This window comes from Brachyspira pilosicoli P43/6/78, assembly GCF_000325665.1.
GTDB classification, from domain to species: Bacteria; Spirochaetota; Brachyspiria; order Brachyspirales; family Brachyspiraceae; genus Brachyspira; species Brachyspira pilosicoli.
In genome coordinates, this window is sequence record NC_019908.1 from 1,260,645 (window position 1) to 1,284,972 (window position 24,328).

Sequence of the window (24,328 nt, forward strand, 5' to 3'; positions counted from 1 at the left end):
CCTAGTTTTATAGTTCATATTATAAATATATATATATTTGAAATCTCTATCTAATATAATTTTTTTGATAAAAATAACTTCTAACTTTATCTCTCAAGCTTTTATTTGGAATCCACCAAACTATAGAATTGATAATCTTTTTTTTAAATTTCTGTTTATATTTTAATCCACCAAAAGAAATCCATACTTTATTATTTTCTTCCCAATCTTTATTATATATTCCATCCCAAAATTTTAAATTCCAAGTATATGAATGAATTATAATAGCATCTTCAAGATTATCTAATACATATCTATTATATTTATCAGTAAAATCGGCAATATCAACATTAAATTCCTGAACCATCAAATTTAATATTATTTGATCGGCAGCTTTCCATTCATCTGATTTATTATAGCACCATTCTTTTATTCCATTTTTATTTTTAATCATTTTTTTATTAAAAAGTAGTACTCCAGAATTAAATACAATTTTCTCTATATTATATTTTAATTCTTTATCAGATATTGTTATAAAATTTTTATTTTCTAAATTCATTCTTATAGGTATTTTTTCAAAAGCCGCATACATATCATGTTCATTCATATCTAATATTTCTATTATATCTTTTTGTATTATTACATCTGTATCTAAATATAATACTTTATCATATTCATTAAGTAAATCAAAAGCCTCATATCTAGCATGGGCCATAATTGTAAAATACCTTATAGCATTAGACTGACTATATTCATTACTAAAAATTTTATTAAAATTATTTATAATAATATTTTTATATATCTTTTTCAATGCTTTTTCATTTCTTTTAGGCATATCTTTATCAATATACAATATAACATCATATTCATCTTCAGGAAGTGAAAAATGCTTTTTTAATCCTATTAAAACATTTCCTACAGCAAATATTTGATTTGCAGTTGAACATAAAAGAATGCCTAATTTTTTCATTTTCTTAATTTCCTTTTAGTGAAATGATACTTGATTAATATTTTTATTATACTATAAAACTAGATTAGTACTAGTATATTAATATTTTTATATTTAAAATAAATCTGTTAATCTAAAATCATGAATCATTAATATTAATAAACTATAAATAAATCTTTTACTTGTCTCTTCTCCATTTTCAAAATAAACATTTATTTTTATTTTATCGCTATAGTTTGTATTTGCATTAACATCTGCTGTTATCAAAAAACTGTCTCCATCATCTGACTCAAATGAATATGACTTAATAACTTTATATCCTAAAAAATCTGCATCCATATCATATCTGCTTCCAAAATTCTTAAAAGTAATATAGCTTATTTCAGTATTTTGAATTTTCTCTATTTCTTTTTGCAAATTATCTTTATCTAGTTTTATAAGAGATAACTGCTCTAATGGCTGTGATAATTCATAATCTTCAAGCTGCTTTCTCCATTTAGATATAGTTTCATCGTCCATTTCTACAGGACTTGCTAAACCCACAAAACTATTATTATCAATTTTTATCTCTTCATCATTAAAGTTTGAATAGCTTCCGTCTCCTGAATATCTAAAAGTTGTTAAAAACTTATAATCTTTGTCATATAGATTCCATATTAATGTTGAAGCAAACTTATTCATCATTGTATTATCAACAAAAACATCTTTATAAAAATCATAACTGTATGTTTTGCCTTCTATTAGTAAAACACTTAAAATATGAGAAGTATTTTTTATAAAGTCAGCAACTTCTTTTCTTAAACTTTTTATCTCTTCTTTTAAATTCTCATCAAAGTTTTGAGGAATCTTTTTTAATTCTTTATTATTTTTTATATCAAACAAGCTTAAAGAATAATCACTATTCAAAACCAATTTATAATTTTTATTCAATACTTTTTCACCTTTAGCATTAAATCCTAAATCAGATGAGTATCTTAATTGGAATTCATCATAGTCAATATCCATTTTTTCCATCACTTCGTCAATCAATTTATCGGCTTCATAACGAACTTCAGATTTTTTTGTGCTTGTATATATTTTATACAATAACCTAAGTGCATACTTACTTTCACTATTTAATTTAATTATTAAAAGAGAAAGTTTTGTATCTTGTTCTTTTTTATATATATTATATAAAGCTTCATCTCCTCCATATATTCCATAAATAAAAGCGGCTGTTTCTTTATTATTTTCATCATAAACATTTTTAATAAACTCTATAAATGAATCTTTATCAAGTAAATTAATTATATTATCAATCTGCACTAATTTTTTTACATCTCTTTTAAGAAGCAAATATTCTAAATATATATATTTTAAAACTTTATTATCAACTTCTCTCGATTTATCTTTTATTACAACCTTATAATCATTTATAAAGCTTACTTTCTTATCATCTTTTTTATTATAATTATCTTCAACATACTTTTCTGCTTCTTCTATGGTTTTAAAATTATAATTATTAGTAACCGATGAAAGCTCTTCACTAAACTCACTTTCTAATCTCTTTTTTAATGACAAAACTTTTTTATTTGTGTCTTTCGATATAGCATTATATACTTCTCTTACATTCTCTTTTGTGATAGTTAAATAATCTTTATAAGAACCATAAAATGCTTGAAGATATGCCTTGATTCTTAAAGGCAACTCTTCATATCTGCCAAAGCATAAATTACTCATTTCTGATACTTTACTTAAATCCCAATTTGATAATGAATCAAAACAATTATAACCTTTGGCAAAGTCAAACATTCCAAACATCGTTTTTAATTTTTTTGTATCCCATTTATCCAAAGGCTGATTAAAAGATTCAGTACCGCGAAACATACATTCCATAGTTTTTACATTTGAAACATTCCAGCTATTTAAAGGCTGATTAAACTTTAAAGCCTCATTAAACATCTCATGCATGTTTTCAACCTTTGAAGTATTCCATTTATCTAAAGGCTGATTGAATTTGAAAGCACTTCTAAACATACCTTCCATAGTTTTTACTTTAGATACGTCCCAATCATTAAGAGACTGATTAAAATTAACGCATATACTAAACATGTAACCCATATCTTCAACTTTACTAACATTCCAATTACTTATATCTTGATTAAATGCTTTAGCATAATTAAACATAGCTCTCATAGTTGTAACATTAGAAACGTCCCACTTATCTAAAGGCTGATTAAAACTTTCCGCTACCTGAAACATACCGCTCATATTTGTTACATTGGAAACATTCCAGTTATTTAAAGGCTGATTGAATTTTTTACAATTATCAAACATTCTAAACATATCCTCAACATTTGAAACGTCCCATTTATCTAAAGGCTGATTAAAATCATTACAATAATAAAACATAAAACTCATATGCTTAACTTTAGATACATTCCAATTATTAAGATTACGATTAAACTTAGCTTTAGAACGGCTTTCAAAACTATCATAACTCATATATGCAAACATATAGGACATATCCTCAACATTAGAAACGTCCCAATCTTCTATACCTTCAAAATCTTTTCTGCTGCTTTTATAAAAAAGCTCGCTCATATCTGTTATAAGACTTGTATCTATATCATAAAGTTTTATTCCGTCAGTATATACTAATTTTTCTAATTCTTGTTTTGTTTTAGGTTTATATTTAGGCATAATTCTATCTCCATATAGTTTATATAATATAATAGATATCATATAAATTCACTATGTAAAAATATTTTTAATCACTATTATTTAATTAAAAAATTAATATACATATATATTAATAAAACTAATAAACTATATTGACTAAAAAAGTTATTTATGTTAATATAGATAAACTAATAATTGATAATATTTGGAGAGATGCCCGAGAGGCCGAAGGGAGCAGTTTGCTAAACTGTCGTAGGCAACCCCTACCGCGGGTTCGAATCCCGCTCTCTCCGCATTGGAATATCTGTGATAAAAAAAATATTATTATTTACTATACTCACCATATCTCTTCTATATTCACAAGATACTAATAACATAACAAATGATACTACTCAATCAAATTATTTTAATATTCAAGAAAACACAATAAATAATACAAACAATGAACCTGCTATACTTCAAGATATTAGAAATATAGAAAATAGAGCAAATGTCAGCACTACTTCTATGTTTATAAGAGCTATTATTGGTTTTATAGTAACATTGGTTGGAATATATATTGTTTTTGTGTATTTGAAAAACAAAAGCAAAAAGGTATCTGGTTCTAATGAAATTATAAAAGTATTAGCAACTACTGCTATAGCATCAAACAGATATGTTTCCATAATAGAAATTGCAAATGAAATGTATTTAATATCAGTATCTGACCATAATATAAATTTGCTTTCAAAAATAGAAGATAAAGAAATGAAAGACCAAATAAAAATGATGTACGTTAATTCTAAAGAAAATACAGTGGAAGATAGTTTTAAAAATATATTAGACCAAACTCTAACAATTTTCAAACAGCCAAAAATGAAAAAAGAAGATGCTCTAAAAACAACATCAGATATAAGAGAAAAATTAAAATCTCTAAATGAAAATAATAATAATAAAGAATAATATATACCCACTATACCCTTCTTGTTTTTTATACAAAATAATATATGATAAATATTAAATATCTTATTATAAAGGACTAGAGAATTATGAATAAAAATATAATGATGATTATTTCACTTATTGTAATAGCTTTTACTATTTCTTGTAATGATTCTTATGCTGCTATAAAATGGGAAAAAGATTTAGCTTCTGCTGTAAAAAAAGCCAAAGATAAAGATTTACCTATAATGATAGATATATATACTGATTGGTGCAGTTGGTGTAAAGAATTAGATAAAAATACTTATGCTAACAAAGAAGTAATTGATGCTGCTAAAAAAATGGTATCTGTTAAACTTAATCCGGAAACATCAAAAGAAGGTGCTGATATAGCTCAAAAATATGGAGTTCAAGGTTTTCCTACTATACTTTTTATTAGTCATGATGGTTTTGTTTTAGAAAATGTAGGCGGATATGTTGAAGGTGAAAAGTTTGTACCATACATGAAAAATGCTCAAGAAAAGTTAAAAAAAATAAGAATTGTTCTTCAAAGTAAAGAGCCTAGTTTAGAAAAATTAGATTTATATATGGAATCTGGAAACGAAGAAGAATCTTCAAAAATATTTAATGCTTTATTAGAAAAAAAAGCTATATCAAAAGAAGCTATGTCTAAATATATATTAGGCTTTGGTTTGATGAGAGCACAAAAAAATGATTATGATACAGCTAATTCTTATTTTGACAGAATTATAAAAGAATATCCTAACTCTCAAGAAGTTTATATAGCACATTATTATAAAGCAGTAACAATGGTGTTGGCAGGAGAAAAAGAAGAGCCTAAAAAATATTTAGAAAAATTATTAGACGACCCTAAAATACCAGAAGATATGAAAGTACAATACAACACATTATTATCATATATAAACGAAAATTAATAAAATTTATAATCAAATAAAAAAAGAGGTATAGCAAAACTATATCTCTTTTTTATTTTTAAATTAATTCATAATAACTTTTAAGAAAGCTCATGAATATTAACTGCCTCAAACTCTTTTAATACATCTCTTATAAAAACATCTTTCGTAAAAATAACTATAGGTATATTATAATCCTTTGAATACTCAACTATAAACTTAAGAGCTTCTAATATTCTATTATTATCAAAAGTGATAAAAGGGTCATCGAGTAAAATTAATCTGCCTTGCTTGTGTATCTTAGTAAGTATTGAAAGACGCATTGCTATATAAACAGCATCTCTCGTAGCAGAAGATAAAAACTCTATATTTCTTTTTTCATTTTGCTTATCTAAAACTATTATTTTATTTTTATCAAAACCAGACATTGTTATACCATCATCATGCAGATTTTTGCCTGTAATATGATTATATAAAACTTTAGCTTCATTAGATAATGATTCAAACACATTATCATTTTTCTGATTTATATTGGATAAAATATCTTCAAGTAATTGTAATGCTTTTTTTCTTTTATTTATGTTTATAATCTCATCATCTAATTTAGATAAATCACTTTCAAGATTAACTATAGTATTATGTATATTATCAAAATTATTAAGCTCTCCGCTGGTATAGGATATTTCTTTTTCTATTTTGTTTATATTTTCTTTTATTAATTCAATCTCTTTTTCTAAGCCTTTTAGTTGATTTTCTAATCCTCTAAACTCAGCCTCATTAAAATCATCATAACCTATAGTTTCTAATTCTTTAATAATCCTATTACAATCAGCCTCAAGCATATTAATATCTTTTAGAGAGTTTTTTTTCGCTTCCTGCATAAGTTTATTATAAAGCTCGCTTGTCTCTTTATATAAAGCATCATAATCTCTTTTCATAGAATAATAATGCTCTATATTTTTTGCATTTAGTTTATTTAATAGATTTTCTAATTTTGAGTTTTCCTCTTCACAGCTTTTTTTTACTGTCTCTAACTCTTCTAAATATTTATCAATCTCTTCATTATCTTTACTGTTAATTATTAATTCTATTTTCGCCAATTCCTTATTTAATAAATCTCTCAAATAATTATAATCATTAACATCATTATTTATATTTAATTCAGGTAAAGTATCCAAAATATCTTTTATAATTTTTGTATTTGTATTTTCTTTTATAAATAAGAAAGGTAAAGAAGGAAGTATTATAACAAGCCAAAATGCATTCTTAAAATAAACACTAAGAAGAATAGATATAAACGCAACAACTAATATAAAAACAAATTTAGGAACTTTTTTATTTTTGTTTACTACCTCATCTATTTTTTTTATTGCATTTTCTATTCTTATCTTTATGCTGTTATAATCAATAGATTTTCTCTCTTCTATATTTTTTTTAAGACTCTCTATTTTTCCATTTAAGTAAGACTCTTTATTTTTTAATTCATCAATATTATTTGTAATAGATTTTATTTCATTAGAATAATCATTTTGAAGTATTTTATTTTCACTTAAAAAATTATTTTTCTTATAAAAATTATTTATTAGAGAGAGTAAATCAAGTTTATAATTTTTTAATTGTGCCTTCTTTTTTAAATCAAATATCTTAAATATTTCATCATGCTCTTTAATTTTTTCTCTCATAAGATTAGCATTAAAATTAAGCTTATCATTTAATTCTTTTATCTTTTCTTTTTTAGAGCTTTCATTATTTATTTTATCATAAAGTATGTTTAATTCTTCTTTTATACTATTTTTTTTATTTTCCATTAAGTTAATCTGATACGGTATAGACGACTGAGCTCTTCCGCTATATTCTGCTCTAATTTCTGAAATCATCTTTCCTATATCAATATCAGAAGAGAATAACTTTTTCTTTATTTCACTCTCCCACTCTTTTGAATCTTTTTTATTATCAGACATATTAAATATTATTTCGCTTTGTCTTATGGCATACAAATTATTATAAGAATCTGGGTGAAGTTTGATACTATCATCAATTGCAGGCACACTCTCTACATCAATCTCATCACCATATCTATTTTTTATCATCTTTGAAAAACCTAAACTCTTTTTATTCTCAGAAAATAAATACATAAGCGAATCAAATATAGTGGTCTTTCCAGATTCATTTGCCCCATAAAATAAAGTAATAAAATCTGATATCTCAAAACTTTTATTCTTAAACTTTCCAAAATTATTTAGTTTCAAAAGCATAAACAAAACCCATTATTTTTTATTGTAAAGCATTATATATTTTCTCTATTCCTAATCGTTTAGCAAGCTCTAATATTTCTAAATTATCTTTATTGTTAATATCAAACTCATAACTATTTACAACATCTAAAAACTCTTTAATTATCCTTTCATTGTAGGCATTTTCTAAAAAATATAATTGACTGTTTTTCAAATTAATATCTCTTACATTTTTTGAATATTTATTTATTATAGACTTCTTAGTTTTTTCAAGCTCATTTTCATCTTCTATAATGCCATAAATATTAATGCTTATAATATCATTTTTTTTCCAATTAACAGATAAACTCTCTATCTTTGTTTCAATATCATAACTATTGCACTCATAAACTCTATACTCTCCAGCAGATTCTATATTAATATACTCTTTTTTTATTTTATTATTTTTTATCTCTAAAGCTAAACATCTTCTAATACCAATTTCTGCCTTGCTTCTTCTCCAAACTCTCGAAGAACCCGGATAAACTATTTCAATATTTTCTATTCTTGTATCCATCTGTTTATGAATATGCCCAACTATAGCTAAATCAGCATTAGACTTTTTTATTATATCAATAGGTATACTTGCAGAAGCCTCATTTTCTTCTATAGCCCACAAAGTACCCTCTACTATACCATGTGCTAAAAGTATTCTCTTTTCATTTTTAAGACTATCAACCAACTCTAAAAACTCATTGTTTACAGAATATTTATCATTATAAGGCAATGCAATTATGTCTAAATCATCTATACTAAAAGTACTTATCTCTTCTAACACTGTAATATTGCTAGGGAAATTCAATTGACTTAAAGTAATTCCTTTAGATTTTAAGTTCTCATGATTGCCTTTAAGAAGATATATTTTATTTTCTTCTATTATATTTATAAACTCTTCTTTAAGCTCTTTCAAATCTTCAAATGTATCAAAAGTATCTCCAAGCAAAAATAAAGCATCATAATCTTTTGATATTTCTATTATTTCTCTAAGCACATTAAAAGAATATTCTCTCTCTGAAACGCTTAAGTGCAAATCTGAAGCTATTAATAATTTTGGCATAATTTTTATTTTCTCTGAAGTATATATATTATTTTTTGTATTATAGATTATATATATTAATTAATCAAGAATTGAAATTTAATTATTATGGTAGTATTATAATGAGCATAATTTTTTTAATTTTATAAAATAAAGGCTAAAAAACAATGGACAAAGAATATGCTAAACATCTAATGGGTATATACAAAGATAAAATACTTCATGAGAGAATGAAAAGAAGACTTGAATATTTTGAGAGAGTTTACAAGAGAGAAAACGATAAAAGGCTATTTGCAGAATTAGCCTTTTGTATATGTACTCCTCAAACCAAAGCAAGAAGCGGGGCTGCTGCTATAATAGACCTTTATAATCATAATTTACTTTTTAAGGGTTCTGAAGAGAGCATTGCTAATATATTAATAAAGCATGTACGTTTTCACAACATGAAAGCGAGAAATATAGTTCTTGCAAGAAAGCTATATTTTCCAAAAGAGAAATTTATATTGAGAGAGAGAATTGATGATGCCATAAAAAATGATTCTATTGTGAGTTTGAGAAATGAATTAGCAAAAGAAGTTAAAGGATATGGACTTAAAGAGGCTAGCCATTTTTTAAGGAATATTGGTTTCGGACAAAAAATTGCCATACTTGACAGGCATATAATGAGAGTAATGAGTAAATTGGATATACTTCCAGAATCTATGACTCCAAAAACAAGCTTAACTAAAAATAATTATATGAGCTGTGAATCAAATTTAGTAGAATACTCAAAAAAAGAAAAAATACCAATGGAATATTTAGATTTCGTATTTTGGTATGATGCCACTAACGATATATTTAAATAATATTATTTATTAATTTATGAGAGCGTTCTTAGCATTAAATATTGATGAAAACATAAAAAATAAATACCATAATCTTTTACTAAAAAAGATAGATGATAATATAGCAGAAGTGAAATTTGTAAATAAAAATAAAATGCATATCACATTAGTTTTTTTTGAAAATATAAAAGAAAGCGATATAGAAAAAATAAAATCATCATTAGAAAAAACAAGCAATATAATAAAGCCTTTTAATATATTATTTGAAAAACTCTCATATTTCACAAATAAGTTTAATGATATAAATGTTTTGTTTGTAAAAGCAAATTGCAAAGAATTAGATGAATATGTAAAGCATTTAAGAGATAATATTAATATAAAATATGACAAAAAAGATTTTAAATCTCATCTCACATTGGCAAGAGTAAAAAAGGTTTATGATAATGATAAATTAAAAGAGATAATAAATAATATTAGTTTTGAAAAGAGCAGTTTTTTAGCGAACTCTATCACACTTTATGAAAGCGACTTTGTTAATTACAAAGAAATATTCACAGTAACGTTTTGAATATACTGAAACAACTATTTTTATTATATAATTTTTTATTCAACTTTTTCCCGCAGCAAAAAGTGCAATTATTATAACTTTATATTTTTAAAATATGTATTAAATATAGAATAAAACCTAAATTTGAGCTTAAAAATGCAGGTTTTTTGCTTCTTTGTGCCAACAAAAGAAGTGGGGGTGTGGGGGCAAAGCCACCACAAATAAAAAATCAAAAAATATAATTATTGCAAATTAACCAATATTAACTTCTGCTGTAGGCAAGTCTATTAAACCGTATCTGCTGTCAACCGAACCAATACTCATAAATAATGTTAAATATCCAACACGTCCAATAAACATTAATGCTATTACTATAATTTTACTCCACACAGAAAGCCCAGCAGTAATACCAAGCGAAAGCCCAACTGTAGATATAGCAGAAACCGTCTCAAATATTACAGGCATCATAGCCTTATGCCCATCAATATAAAATATAAGCAATGCTCCAAATACAGATATCGCAATAGCTAAAGTAAATATAGCAATGGATTTATTAACAGCATCATCTTTAATCTTTCTTCCCTTTACAATAATAAAAGGTCTGTTAGTAATAGCCGTAATGATTGAAGCTATAAATACAAAAAAAGTTGTAGTTTTAACACCGCCACCTGTACTGCTCGGAGAAGCACCTATAAACATAAGAAATATTACAACACCTATCGTAACGCTATTCATAGAATTGTAAGCAATAGTCTCAAAACCTGCCGTTCTAGTACTTACACTTTGAAATATTGAAGTTAAAATCTTTTCTTTTAATGGCATTCCCTCTAAAGCATTAGAATACTCATTGAAAAATATAAATAAAGTTCCAAACAATAGAAGAAAAGCAGTTGTAAGTAAAATAATTATTGTTTGCACATCAATAACATATCTTTTGCCTTTAATCTTGCTAATAATAGCAGTATATACACTTACAAATACAGGATATCCTATTCCTCCAAGCACTATCAATAAACTTACAGTAATACTCACAATTGCACTATCAGAAAATCTGTGGAGACTGTCGGTATATAAAGCAAATCCAGCATTACAAAAAGCACTTATAGAGTGAAACAAAGAATAAAATATCCTCTCCCCTATTCTATTATTATCCATAACAGTAAAAAGCAATATCGCCCCAATTAACTCAACTAAAAAAGTAGCCAAAAATATAGCCTTTACAGTAGAGCGTATAATATCTTTATTTTTTGTATTAAACATTTCAAGCGTTCTTATTCTGTCTTGCACACTTCCTTTATTAATAGAAAATAAAATCACTATTGCAGATATGGACATTATTCCAAGCCCGCCAATCTGTATCAATATTAAAACAACAATCTGACCAAAAAAAGTAAACTCTTTAGAAATATCTATTACACTTAAGCCGGTAACACAAACAGCACTAGTAGCAGTAAATAAAGCATCAATAAAAGGTAGCCTTCCGCTGATTGTACTTAATGGCAAATATAATAGCAAAGCCCCTAATGTAATTATAAAAATAAATGACGCTATAATCATCTGATAGAGAGTAAACTTTGAATATGATAATCTAAGCCAGTTTATTACTATTATTAAAAAGAATAGTATAGAGCCTGCTATAGTCCATATAACTCTATTAGCATATATACCATAATATTTTCTGCTGAAGAAATTAAGAAGTAAAAGCCCTATAATTTGTATTATAGGAACGATTATATACAACTTTCTCGGTGCTATTCTTATTTGGTCTATCAAAATGATAATAAAACAAACTGTTATAATGTTTATTATTTTATCATAATAATATATATAAAAATTATAAACTGTAATCTGTCTTACTTGCATTAAAAGAACAAATATTGCAAATATAGAACCTGCTATTGCAATTAAATTGGAAAGCCTTCTTAAAATTTCATCTAATGATTGAAGGATAGACTTCTTTTTGTTATTAAATATATCATTCAAAATATCTTTTCTCATATATATAATACCCTAACACATTACTTTATTTTAATATATAATATGCTATAAGTAAATAGTTAAATACATATAAAAAACATCATTCAAATTATTACATATTATTTTTTTTCCTTGAAAATATTTTTATATGTATTATAATAAAAAACTATAATTTTATTTTTTAGTTAGGGACAGTATAATGGATAATTTAGATTCTATTCGAGAGCTTTTCGAGCAAAATATATCAAATGCAAAAAATCAATTAGAAATAGATGAGATAAGAATTAATTTTTTAGGTAGAAAAGGTAAAATTACAGAACTTCTAAAAAATATGTCTTCTATAGAGAGTATTGAAGAGAAAAAAGAATTCGGTAAAAAAATAAATGAACTTAAATTCTACTGTGAAAATACTTTAACAGAAAAGAAAAAATTATTAGCAGATAAAGAATTTTTAGAATCTTTAGAAAAAAATAAAATAGATATAACAATGCCTGGAAGAAGACCTAAATCTGCAAGCGTAAACCTACTTACTAAAGTGGAAGAAGAAATTGTAGGTATATTAACAGAAATAGGCTTTAGAGTGGTAGAAGGTAATGAAATAGAAGATGACTTTCACAATTTTGAGGCTTTAAATATACCATCTTATCACCCTGCAAGGGACAGTCATGATTCATTTTTTGTATCTAAAGAGCATGTATTAAGAACTCACACTTCCGGTATGCAAATAAGAACTATGATGGAAACTGAGCCTCCTATAGCGGTTGTTTCACCTGGTAAATGTGCTAGAAGAGATGCTATAGATTCAAAACACTCACCTATATTCCATCAAATAGAGGGACTTTTAGTTGATAAAAATGTAAGTTTTAATGATTTAAAAGGAATATTGGAATTATTCTGTAAAAAAATGTTTGGAGATAAGACTCAGATTAGATTAAGACCTGATTTCTTTCCTTTTGTAGAGCCTGGTGCTGATTTAAGTGCTACTTGTGTTATATGCGGCGGTAAAGGCTGTAAAACTTGCGGAGGCGAAGGTTGGCTTGAGCTTATGGGCGCTGGTATGATTCACCCTAATGTATTTAAGCATGTTGGTTATGATGCTAACAAATATACTGGTTTTGCTTTTGGAATGGGTATTGAAAGAGTTGCTATGATTAAATATGGCATTACAGATATTAGAATGTTTTATGATAATGATATAGATTTCTTAAAACAATGGTAAATTATTAATTGAGGTTATTATAATTATGAGAATTCCTTTGAGTTGGTTAAAAGAATTTGTTAATTTAGATGGTTTAGAGGTGGAAGAGATTGCTAGAAACATCACTCTTTCTGGAAGCGAGATTTCTTCTATAGAGACTACCGGCGGAGATATACCTGGTGTTATAATAGGTAAAGTTTTAACTGTACACAAACACCCAGATGCTGACAAATTAAGCGTATGTAAAGTGAATGTTGGGGACGATGTACTTTCTATAGTATGCGGTGCTCCTAATGTAAGAGAAAATATATATGTTCCTGTTGCTATGATAGGAGCTAAACTTCCTAATGGACTTACTATAAAAAAAGCTTCTATAAGAGGTTTTGAAAGCAGCGGAATGCTTTGTTCTAGAACAGAATTAGGATATGAAGAAATTGAAGGCGTTTACGGTATTTGGATATTAGATGAACATATAGACAAATTAAATATAGAAGATAAAGACAGTATTTTAGGAAACTCTCTTTCAACAATTGTAGGTTCTACAGACCATATATTTAATGTAGAAATTACAGCAAACAGAGGTGATTTGGTTAGTATTATAGGTTTTGCTCGTGAATGTTCTTTAGTATTAGAAAAAAGAGTAAGCATACCTTCTGTAAATACATATGATTCTACAGGCGGAAATATTGATATTACAGTAGAAAATCAGGAATCTTGCTATAAATATGTTGGAAGACTTATAAACAATATAACAGTAGGACCTTCTCCAGATTGGATGCAAAACAGACTTAAAAAATGCGGTATTAACCCTATTAATAATATAGTAGATATTACAAATTATGTTATGCTTGAATATGGTCAGCCTCTTCATGCTTATGACTTTGATAAAGTAAAAGACGGAAAAATTATAGTAAGAAATGCCAAAAATGATGAAAAAATTACTCTTTTAGACGGCAGAGAAATTAATCTTACAGATGAAGTTTTAGTTATTGCTGACAGTGAAAAACCTATAGGTGTAGCTGGCGTTATGGGCGGAGACAGCACTAAAATAGAAGATACTACTAAAAACATATTAATAGAAAGTGCATATTTTGACCATATTGCTGTAAAAAAATCTACTATAGCTACTAATACAAAAACTGATGCTTCATATAGATTTGAAAGAGAAATTGACCACACTCTTACTTTAGCAGCATTAAACAGAGCAGTAGATTTAATAGTAACATTAGATAATAATGCTAAAATAGTATCAAGAGCTAAAGAAGTAAATGTAAAACAATTTGAAGCTACAAGAATAGTATTTGACTGCGGACTTGTAAAAAGATATTTAGGTCTTGATATGAATAAAATGCAAGTATCTTCAATATTTAAAAGATACGGCTTTAATGCATCTGCTTTGGGTGAGAATAACTTGAAAGTAGATATACCTTTTTATAGACATGACCTTACAATAGCAGAAGACCTTATAGAAGAGATAGCACGTGTTTACGGATATAATAATCTTGATTCTAATGTGCCTCATATAAAATGCAACCCTATTAAAACAGATTATGCTGATATAAGTTTTGTTAAGCATAGAATGGCTTCTTATGGACTTTATGAAACTAAGCAGTATTCTCTTGGCGACAGCAAAATGTTTAAAAATATAGGTTTTAAAGATGAACAATTAATTAGTGTTGTAAACCCTCTAACAAGTGAAATGGACGTTTTAAGACCTACTACATTGGTTTCTCTTCTTAATAGTATTGCTTACAATCAAAATCATAGACATAAAAATGGTGCTTTATTTGAAGTTGGAAACATATTCTATAAAGAAAATGACAAGTTTGTAGAAGAGAAGCATTTATCTGCTGTAATGTTTGGGCTTTATCAAGAAAAATTATGGAATAAAGAATCAAGAGCTTATGACTTCTTTGATATGAGCGGTGTTGTAGAAGAGCTTATTACAAAAGATTTAAATAGCACTGATTATAACCTTATACCTAAAGAACATGATTGGTTTATACCTACTATGTCTGCTGATATAGTGATATTTGGTGAAAAAATAGGTATTATTGGAAGAATCCACCCTAAAATATTAGCTCTATTTGATATTAATACTGATGTTTATTTTACTGATATTAATATAAGATATGCTGTTGAGCTTATCAAAAAAAGAGTAAAAAAACAGCAGTTAAAAGACATAGGTAAATACCCTGCTGTATTTAGAGACTTGGCATTAGTTTGCGATAGAAATATTGAGTTTAGCAAGGTAATAAAATCTATTTCTAAGTTTAATGATATTATACAAAATGTTGATGTGGTAGACAGATATGTTGGAGAGCAGGTAAAAGAAGGAAAACAATCTATAGCAATATCTATAACTTATTATGACCCTAATAAAACTTTGAGAGAAGAAGATATTAATGCTGTAGAGAGTTCTTTACTTGAAATGCTCAAAACAAGATTTAGTATAGAATTACGTTCATAAAAGTGGGGGATTTATTTACAATGAAATATGATGTTATATCTTGGGAAAATATTGATGAGGCTATTGAGATTTTAGCTAAACAAATAGAAGATTCAAAAATAAAATATGAAGTAATTTATGGACTTGCACGCGGAGGATTAGTTCCTGCTGTTATGCTTTCTCATAGATTAAAAGTGCCTATGGTTCTTAATATGGAAGAGGTGTGGAGATTAAAGGTAAAAGATAAGTCTGTTTTAATTGTAGATGATATCTCTGATACAGGTGAAACTTTAAAATATTTTGATGATCAGAAATTTGATATAGCTACTTTATTTATTAGAGAGCATACTAGCAAAATAAGACCAAAATATATATATAGAAGTATAAATCATGATGATTGGCTATTATTTCCTTGGGAGACAAAATCATCTAGTAAATAAAAATTTTATATAATATTAAATTACACTTTTATAAAAATAAAATATATTAAGCATTATTTAAATAATAATGCTTTATTTTTTTATTTTCGTATAATATAAATTTTATATTATAATAAGATAAATATTAATTTTGTTATTCAAATTATAAAATAAAATATTCTTATATTTTTTATTTGAAAAGTTTTTAAATATTATATAAATTAACTGCTTATATAAAATACTATATATCCTACACCACAAATAAAAATTATTAAAAACACAAAAATCAACAACAAATAAACTAATATATTCTATGATGCTAATAAAAAACAAAAATATTTCTAAATACTAAAAACATCATTTTTATAATAAAACATATGTAAAGATAAAATAAATAACTATTTTTTTATTTTCGGCTATTGACATTATTTTTAATTGTATTAATATTAGTTTCCGAATAAAAATGACATGTATGTCGTTTTTATTAACTATATTTAATGAGGTGAACACAAAAAAACCAAAATGCCAAAAGTAGATGAAGAATATTTTGAAAACAAGAGGAAAATAATATTAAATGCAGCTATGAGAGTTTTTCAAAGAAAACCTGCTTATAGCGTTACAATGAAAGATATTGTTAATGAGTCGGGTTTAAGTCAAGGAGGTGTTTACAAGTATTATTCAAATATAGATGAAATTGTTGTGGCTTTACTTAATACTATTACTGTACCTGTAAAACCAAAAGAATTGTTAGATAAATATAGTAATGACCCTGAAAAGGCTATATTTGAATTATTCAATGCTTTTAGAAAGTTTTTCTTCATAACGGCAAAAGAATTTGGAAAAATAATGTTTGAATTGCAGCCTATGTTTTTCAACAATATGGAGAGATTGAAAATATTAAAAGATAATATCAATAAAGACATTATATTAAATTATTGGTTTGGTGAATTATTAATATTTATAGATCAAAAAATAGATGAAAAATATTTTACTCCTGTACTTAATGCACATGACATTTACATGCAGATGATAGTTGCCGTTGGCGGGATTGGTAATGAATTAATATTAAACAAGTATTATAACTTAGACAGAAAGCTTTATTACTATAGGGAGGAAAAAAGAAAGAATAAAAATTTAGAAGTTAATTTAGATGGTTTAATTGATACATTATATAAAACATTGCTACTTTTACTTGGAAGTAAAAATGTATACAAATATGGTTTTAGAACTTAAGTTTTGATTATTTAAAGGAGCATAAATGAGAAAAAACATTATTGTGTTATTATCAATATTTTTTAGTATAAACTTGGTATACGCTCAAACTACTAATACATTAAGTTACGCTCAATATATGGAAAATATTAGAGATTTAATACCTGAACTAAAAATAAATGCCGTAACAGAAACAAATGCTGAAATGAATTTACTTAGTGCAAAATCAAGCGGCGATGTTAACCTATCTGCACAACTTGGAGCAGTTGGTAAATATGGAAGCTTATCATCAGGATATACCGACCCAACTTTAAATCCTTCTATTGGTGCTACAGGCATTCAAGCTGGAATTGGACTTGGAAGTTTAATACCATATACAGGCACAAAATGGTCTGTTAATTTAACACACAACTCTTTTCTCACAGGAGATTTAGTTTCACCTGATGGTACAAAAACAAAGTTTCAAAATTATCAGCCATCATTAACATTAGAAGTAACTCAGCCTCTTTTAAGAAACTTCTTTGGGGCATTAGATAGATACCCAATAAAAGATGCTGAATATGCATTAAATATAGCAAAACTTCAAAGAAAATTAGATGATGCTAGTGTTTTAGTAGCTTATCAAAAATTGTATTATCAATGGATAATGTATGAAAAGCTATTGGAATATTATAGAAACATGTACATTACAGCAAAAAGATTTGAAAACCAAATGAGAGACAGATACAATAATGGACTTATAGATAATGACTCTTATCAAAATGCTAGAACACAAACTTTAGTTTATAGCGACTATTATGCACAAAATAAAATCGCTTTAGACACATTGCTCACAACTATAAGTTTCTTCTTCCCTGTAACTAATCTTAAACCAGACCACACAACTTGGGATTCTTATTTGGATTTGGGAAGCAATATGACTATGGAGGCTGTTGCTTTTGCTGATAGCGTTAATGGACAGATTGCATATCAATCAAAGATTAGAGCAGAATATGCTTTATCTGCAATGAAAAATGGTACATTACCTAATTTAGATATAGTAGGAAGCGTGAGTTTAAATGGAGTAAGCCCTAATACTTCTGGTTATTTTAATTCATTTGGAAGTATGACTAATGTTGACTTTTTTGCAGGAGTACAATTCTCCTACCCTCTTGGTAACAGAGCTAATGAAGCACAATACAAAATGGCTGAAAACTCATTATACGGAATAATAGCTCAATATGATATGCTTGAAAAAGATTATAACACACAGCTTCAAGGATATATTTATAAATTTGAAACATATAAAAATTTAATGAACAGTAAAAGAACACAAATAAGAGCAATAAACTCAAGAATAGCAACTCAGCTTCAAAAACTTGACCAAGGACGTTTAGAAATAGATGATTTACTTACTTCAAGATTAGACTTAGTAGCAACGCAAACAGAACTCTTAAACTTACAATATGAGTTTATTACAACAATATTTGATTATAGAGCATTACTTGCTATGGACTACTAATAAAAGTATTTTAATGAAAAACAATAGAAGTTAATATCAAGGAGAGTGACTAATATATGGAAAGAATTATAGTATTTTTTGCCAAGAAAACTATGCTTGTTAATATAATAGTAATTGCAATATTATCTGTTGGAGGATATTACTACTTCAATTTACAAAAAGAATCCATTCCATCTACAGATTTAGATATGATGTTAGTATCGGTAATATATCCAGGTGCTACTCCGCTTGACGTAGAGCAAAATGCTGTTATACCAATAGAAGAACAGTTACAGGGTATATCTGGTATAGATGAATACAATACAACCATTATTGAAAATGCAGCGATTATTATAGTAAAGCTAGATGAAACTATACCAAACAGACAGCCAATAAAAGATGAAATATTCAGACAAATGCAAAACGTTCCTGACTTATCTACAGATGTAGAAGAAGTTACAACTTATGACTTAAACCCTAATAAGATGTCTATATACACATTAGCTGTACACTTTAAAGAGGGAATGGAAGGCAATGAGAGAGAATTATTTGATGTAAGCCAAAGACTAGAAAATGAGCTTGTAAGACTTGATGGTGTGTCTGAGGTAAGAATAAACGGAAGAACTGACCCTGAAGTTAAAGTATATGTAGACCCTGTAAAAATGCAGGAAAATTATATATCTTTAAGCGATGTAGTTAATGCTCTTAGCATAAGAAACGTAAGAGCTACTGGCGGTGATATGGAATCTGCTGGTAAAGAACAAACTGTTGTTACTTTCGGTGAATTTCAAACTCCAACAGAAGCAAGCAATGTTATAATACGTTCTACATTTAATGGTCAAAGAGTAAGAGTAAATGATATAGCTCGTATAGAAGAAGGCTTCGAAGAAAAAACTACTTTGATGAGAGTAAATAGAGCTTCTGGTTATTCTTTAGATATAGTTAAAAACGAAAATGCTGATATTCTTAAAACTATTGAAACTGTAAACAAATATTTAAAAGAAAATGCTGATTTAATACCAGATAATATTCAAGTATCTGTAATGGGCGATAAATCAAGAACTATAAATTCACTTTTAAGTATTGTAACTTCAAACCTTATTCAAGGATTTATAATCATATTTATAACTTTGATTATATTCTTAGATTTCAAGAGTGCGATGTTTACAAGCTTGGGTATGTTAATAACGATGTTTGCTTGTTTTATATACATGCAAGTAACAGGAATTACATTTAATACTATGTCATTAGCTGCTATTATTACTGTACTTGGTATGATAGTAGATAACTCAATAGTAGTATCAGAAAATATATTTAACTTTAAGCAGGCTGGTTATAAAGGACTTGAAGCTACAAGACTTGCTGTAAGCGATGTTGTAATGCCGATGCTTGCTTCAACACTTACAACTGTTGCAGCATTCTTCCCTATGCTTACAATAAGCGGTATAATGGGTAAAATATTAAATATATTCCCAAAAATAGTAATATTTACTCTTGTTGTTAGTATGCTTCAGGCTACTTTACTCTTACCTAACCAATTACAAGATAAAGAAGATAAATACAAATCATACAAACCTAAAAAGAAAAGATTTAATTTCAAAAACCCTCTCGATTTCGACAAAGATGCTTTATTTGATAAAATGAAAATACCTTTCGGTGCTGCATTAGAAAAACTAATAAAAGTAAGATATATAGTAATAGGTTTCTTTGTAGTTATGTTTATAGCTTCTATATTCTTAGCACAAAACAGCTTCAAAAACTTCGTACTTATTTATGATACTAGTGCTGACACTATAGTAATTAACATAGAAATGCCTACTGGTACTACAAAAGAAGTTACAACAGAAAGCATAGCTAAAATAGAAGATGCTGTATCAAGGGTAGTAAAACCAGAAGAGCTTGTTGCTTTATACTCTCTTGTTGGTAAGCAAGTTGACCAAGAGGTTGTTTCTGAAGAGAAAGGAAGTTTAGCTGGTATTATGGTTTATTTAGTTCCTGCTGCAGAAAGAGATAGAACTGCTGATGAGCTTGTTGCTTTAATAAATCAGGAAATAGATAAGACAGATATAAGACAAACTGTTCCTGTATTTACTATGAATACAAAAGGAAGTGTTGACCCTGGAGACCCTGTAGACATTAGGATAGTAGGTAATGATACTGAGCTTGCTAAAAAGGCTAAAGAAGATATAAAATCATATTTAGCTACTATACCTGGTGTTATAGATATTGATGATGATGATAAAGTTGGTAAAGAAGAATTGAGAGTTATGTTTGATTATGACAAGATAGCTGAACTTGGTGTAAATGTTGCCGGTGTTGCTAATGAAGTGAGAACTGCATATTATGGTACTGAAGCTACATACATACAAGAGCTTGAAAATAAATTAAACTTTAGAGTACAATTTGATGATAAATATACTTATGATACAAAATATCTAGAAAACTTATTAATACCAAACTCTACTGGAAGATTAATTTATCTTAAAAACTTAGCTACTATAGAAAAAGCAGACGGACTTGCTACTTTGAAACACTATAACGGTGAAAGAACTATAACAATTACAGCTGGTATAGAATATGGTAAAAATACTTCTCAGCAGGTTATGAATGCTGTTAGAGAAAAATATAAAGATTTCTCAAAAAACTATAGAGGATTAAAATTAGAGTTTGGCGGTGAGGCTAAAGAAACTGTAAAAGCATTAAAACAGTTAGCTTTCAGTTTTGCTATGGCATTTATATTTGTATATATTGTATTACTACTTCAGTTAAACAGATTTATACAGCCTATCATGATAATGATAATTATTCCATTTGGTTTGATTGGTGTACTTCTTGGATTTGCTATTCACAAAATGCCTTTATCATTCATGGGTGTTGTAGGTATTATTGGTTTGGCTGGTGTTGTTGTAAACAATGGTATTATACTTGTTGACTTAATTAACAAAATTATTGATGAAGGTGTTGAGGGCGGTAAAAAAGGAGTTGCTAAAGCTATTGTTGAAGGAGCTAAGCAGCGTCTTCGTCCGGTATTTTTAACTACTGTTACTACTGTAGTTGGACTTTTACCTACTGTTTATGGTATAGGAGGAAGAGCTGATATTATTATTCCTATAGTTATGGCATTAGCTTATGGACTTTTATTTGCTTCTCTTCTTACACTCATATTCTTGCCTTGTATGTTCATGGTAATGTTTGACTTAAGATTAATCAAGATACCTGAACCTATAAACAGAAATGAGGATATGACTACTATCATAACTAGCACAGGCAAATAAACTTTTTCATATTTTTCTTACATTAAATAAGCCGTTATATTAAAATAATGGCTTATTTTTTATTTAACAGTAAATATATTATTTTGACAATTTATAAAATTTTATATATAATTTTATAAACATTTATTTTTAGGAAAAACAATGAGAATAGGATATGGATATGATTCGCATGTATTTCAGGAGAATCGCAAATTAATTTTAGCAGGAATAGAAATACCATATCATTTAGGATTAAAAGGTCATTCAGATGCTGATGCTGTAGTACATGCTTTAATAGATTCTATATTTGGAGCATTAGCTTTAGGAGATATAGGAAGTCATTTTCCAGATAATGATGAAAAGTATAAAGATATATCTTCTATGGAACTATTAAAACAAACAATATCTATCATGAAAGAAAAAAATTATACTCTATCAAATACTGATATTACTATAATTATAGAAAAACCTAAAATGAGAGACTTTATAGATGTAATGAGAGAAAACCTATCAAAGGCTCTTAATACTAGTATAGATAATATTTCTATTAAAGCTAAAACAAATGAAAAAATGGACGCTGTTGGCGAAGGCAAAGCTGTAGCTGTACATTGCGTAACATTATTAGAAAAAATATAAGAGAAAAAACATGGGAACAAAAATTACAAACAAATATTTACTTGACTTGGTATCTAGAAGCTTTGCTTTAACTATACCCCTATTAGACAAAAATAAAAAATCTAAAGTAGAAGTACAGTATTTATTAGCAAGAATTATAGATACTATAGAAGATTCTATGCATAACACTAATGATAAAGAAACGCTAATAACAGGATTTATAAATATATTAAAATCTTCAAGTTTAGAAAATATTAAAAACCTTGATAATTTTAAATATATAGTATTAGAAAAAACAATAAATGATAATGATAAAATATTGATAGAAAATATAGATTTGGTGTTAAAAACATTTTTTGGTTTTGATTCTCATATAAAAAATATGTCTATATCGTATTTAAATGAAATGGGCTATGGAATGATATATTATCAAGACCATAGTATAAATAATTTTGAAGATTTAAATGATTATTGTTATTATGTTGCTGGTACTGTGGGAGTATATTTAACTGAACTTACTAGGGCTTTGGATAATTTATCGCTTGACAAAGAAAAAGCAAAAAAGTTTGGAAGATTTCTTCAAAAAGTAAATATTATTAAAGATGTAAGAAATGATTTTAAAGAAAATAGAATATTCTGGCCTAAAAATCTATTTAATGATGATAATATAGCATCATATTTTCAAGAAGAAACTTATAAAGATAAAGCTATAGAGATTCTTAACAAAATGGTTGATAATGCTATGGATGATTTTGAAGATACTATAAAATATATAATGGAAATAGAAAAAAAAGCTGTAGGATATAGGCATTTTTGTTTGATAGCAGCATTAATGGCATATAAAACTCTAAAGACAATGTATAATAATTATAATGTTTTCTCTGGCGAACCTATTAAAATAGCAAAAAAAGAAACTATGGATATTGTTGCTAAAGCAAAAGCAAACTATTATACAAATAAAAAATTAGAAGATTTACTAGAAACATATTTATCTGAAAAAGATAATAAAGCATCAAAGGAAGATAAATAATAAACTAAAATTACCAATATATGAATTATAATTCTTTTGAAATTTTTATATTTTTGTTATAATTATAATATAAAATAATTATAAGGAGTATAAAATGAAAAAAAGATACTTTATAATTCCTATTATAAGTATTGCTATTTGTTTGTTTATGGGATATTTAGCTGGAATATCTGTAAAAGCAGATAATTTCTCATGGTATAATTCTCTAAATAGGTCTCCTCTAAATCCGCCAAATATAATATTTCCTATAGCTTGGAGTATATTATATCTATTAATGGGTATTTCAATAGCTATTATAATAAATAAATACATAGATGAACAAGATTTAGAAATAAAGAAAAATATTAAAAATTATATATTTCTTTTTATTATTCAGTTTATTTTAAATTTGTTTTGGACTTATATATTCTTTGGATTAAAAAGTCCATTGTTTGGTTTTATAGAAATAATAATTTTAGATATACTTATTATAATTACAATAATGAAATTCAAAACTATATCAAAAGCAGCAAGTTATATATTAATACCTTATATTTTATGGTGCTTATTTGCAAGCTATTTAACTCTCCATGTATTAATATTTAATTGAA

At 26.7% G+C, this 24,328-nt stretch carries 18 protein-coding genes and 1 tRNA gene; 14 read left to right on the forward strand and 5 right to left on the reverse strand.

The window, feature by feature from the left end; translation table 11 throughout:
* Positions 1 to 46 precede the first annotated feature (46 nt).
* Positions 47 to 949, reverse strand: a complete 903-nt coding sequence (locus tag BPP43_RS05585; protein ID WP_013244763.1) for a glycosyltransferase — start codon at positions 947 to 949, stop codon at positions 47 to 49.
* A gap of 93 nt (positions 950 to 1,042) precedes the next feature.
* A complete protein-coding gene (locus BPP43_RS05590) occupies positions 1,043 to 3,610 on the reverse strand; it encodes a BspA family leucine-rich repeat surface protein (RefSeq protein ID WP_015274418.1) in 2,568 nt (855 codons plus the stop codon).
* Between the two features lie 186 nt (positions 3,611 to 3,796).
* On the opposite strand from BPP43_RS05590, the gene BPP43_RS05595 reads away from it, so the two are divergent.
* The 3 genes from BPP43_RS05595 (at position 3,797) to BPP43_RS05605 (ending at position 5,445) form a co-directional block, all read left to right on the forward strand.
* Positions 3,797 to 3,882, forward strand: a tRNA-Ser gene (locus BPP43_RS05595).
* A gap of 13 nt (positions 3,883 to 3,895) precedes the next feature.
* Positions 3,896 to 4,531, forward strand: coding sequence for a flagellar biosynthetic protein FliO (locus tag BPP43_RS05600; protein WP_013244761.1), 636 nt, complete (start codon positions 3,896 to 3,898; stop codon positions 4,529 to 4,531).
* Between the two features lie 86 nt (positions 4,532 to 4,617).
* Positions 4,618 to 5,445: a thioredoxin fold domain-containing protein gene (locus BPP43_RS05605; protein WP_015274419.1), complete on the forward strand. Its 828-nt coding sequence runs from the start codon at positions 4,618 to 4,620 to the stop codon at positions 5,443 to 5,445.
* 80 nt (positions 5,446 to 5,525) lie between these two features.
* Here the strand turns inward: BPP43_RS05605 and BPP43_RS05610 are convergent, their stop codons facing one another.
* Both BPP43_RS05610 and BPP43_RS05615 read right to left on the reverse strand, forming a co-directional pair.
* Complete coding sequence (locus BPP43_RS05610; RefSeq protein ID WP_015274420.1) at positions 5,526 to 7,679, reverse strand: ATP-binding protein; 2,154 nt, start codon at positions 7,677 to 7,679, stop codon at positions 5,526 to 5,528.
* Between the two features lie 19 nt (positions 7,680 to 7,698).
* Positions 7,699 to 8,754, reverse strand: a complete 1,056-nt coding sequence (locus BPP43_RS05615; RefSeq protein WP_015274421.1) for a metallophosphoesterase family protein — start codon at positions 8,752 to 8,754, stop codon at positions 7,699 to 7,701.
* Between the two features lie 146 nt (positions 8,755 to 8,900).
* On the opposite strand from BPP43_RS05615, the gene BPP43_RS05620 reads away from it, so the two are divergent.
* Positions 8,901 to 9,578, forward strand: a complete 678-nt coding sequence (locus tag BPP43_RS05620) for an 8-oxoguanine DNA glycosylase (protein WP_014935493.1) — start codon at positions 8,901 to 8,903, stop codon at positions 9,576 to 9,578.
* Positions 9,579 to 9,594: 16 nt separating this feature from the next.
* On the forward strand, positions 9,595 to 10,125 hold the full coding sequence (thpR, locus tag BPP43_RS05625) for an RNA 2',3'-cyclic phosphodiesterase (protein WP_015274422.1): 531 nt from the start codon (positions 9,595 to 9,597) through the stop codon (positions 10,123 to 10,125).
* A gap of 231 nt (positions 10,126 to 10,356) precedes the next feature.
* Here thpR and BPP43_RS05630 read toward each other — a convergent pair whose 3' ends face one another.
* Positions 10,357 to 12,102 carry a TrkH family potassium uptake protein gene (locus BPP43_RS05630; protein WP_015274423.1) on the reverse strand — a complete coding sequence of 582 codons (1,746 nt, stop codon included), beginning with the start codon at positions 12,100 to 12,102 and terminating at the stop codon, positions 10,357 to 10,359.
* A gap of 178 nt (positions 12,103 to 12,280) precedes the next feature.
* Between BPP43_RS05630 and pheS the strand changes: the two genes are divergently transcribed.
* From pheS to BPP43_RS05675, 9 genes are all read left to right on the forward strand, one after another.
* The gene (pheS, locus tag BPP43_RS05635; protein ID WP_013244754.1) at positions 12,281 to 13,300 is read left to right on the forward strand and encodes a phenylalanine--tRNA ligase subunit alpha; all 1,020 of its coding nucleotides are present in this window, start codon (positions 12,281 to 12,283) and stop codon (positions 13,298 to 13,300) included.
* Positions 13,301 to 13,325: 25 nt separating this feature from the next.
* Positions 13,326 to 15,749, forward strand: coding sequence for a phenylalanine--tRNA ligase subunit beta (pheT, locus tag BPP43_RS05640; protein WP_015274424.1), 2,424 nt, complete (start codon positions 13,326 to 13,328; stop codon positions 15,747 to 15,749).
* A 20-nt stretch (positions 15,750 to 15,769) separates the two neighbouring features.
* On the forward strand, positions 15,770 to 16,168 hold the full coding sequence (locus BPP43_RS05645) for a phosphoribosyltransferase (protein ID WP_014932559.1): 399 nt from the start codon (positions 15,770 to 15,772) through the stop codon (positions 16,166 to 16,168).
* 501 nt (positions 16,169 to 16,669) lie between these two features.
* Entirely contained in the window at positions 16,670 to 17,380 is a 711-nt protein-coding gene (locus BPP43_RS05650) for a TetR/AcrR family transcriptional regulator (RefSeq protein ID WP_013244751.1), read from the forward strand.
* Positions 17,381 to 17,405: 25 nt separating this feature from the next.
* Positions 17,406 to 18,860: a TolC family protein gene (locus BPP43_RS05655; protein ID WP_015274425.1), complete on the forward strand. Its 1,455-nt coding sequence runs from the start codon at positions 17,406 to 17,408 to the stop codon at positions 18,858 to 18,860.
* A gap of 56 nt (positions 18,861 to 18,916) precedes the next feature.
* Positions 18,917 to 22,114 (forward strand): efflux RND transporter permease subunit, encoded by a 3,198-nt coding sequence (locus tag BPP43_RS05660; RefSeq protein WP_013244749.1) that lies wholly within the window; start codon positions 18,917 to 18,919, stop codon positions 22,112 to 22,114.
* A gap of 141 nt (positions 22,115 to 22,255) precedes the next feature.
* Positions 22,256 to 22,729: a 2-C-methyl-D-erythritol 2,4-cyclodiphosphate synthase gene (gene ispF, locus BPP43_RS05665; RefSeq protein ID WP_015274426.1), complete on the forward strand. Its 474-nt coding sequence runs from the start codon at positions 22,256 to 22,258 to the stop codon at positions 22,727 to 22,729.
* A 10-nt stretch (positions 22,730 to 22,739) separates the two neighbouring features.
* On the forward strand, positions 22,740 to 23,738 hold the full coding sequence (locus BPP43_RS05670; RefSeq protein ID WP_013244747.1) for a squalene/phytoene synthase family protein: 999 nt from the start codon (positions 22,740 to 22,742) through the stop codon (positions 23,736 to 23,738).
* A 94-nt stretch (positions 23,739 to 23,832) separates the two neighbouring features.
* Positions 23,833 to 24,327 (forward strand): TspO/MBR family protein, encoded by a 495-nt coding sequence (locus tag BPP43_RS05675; protein ID WP_015274427.1) that lies wholly within the window; start codon positions 23,833 to 23,835, stop codon positions 24,325 to 24,327.
* The last annotated feature ends 1 nt before the right edge of the window (position 24,328 follow it).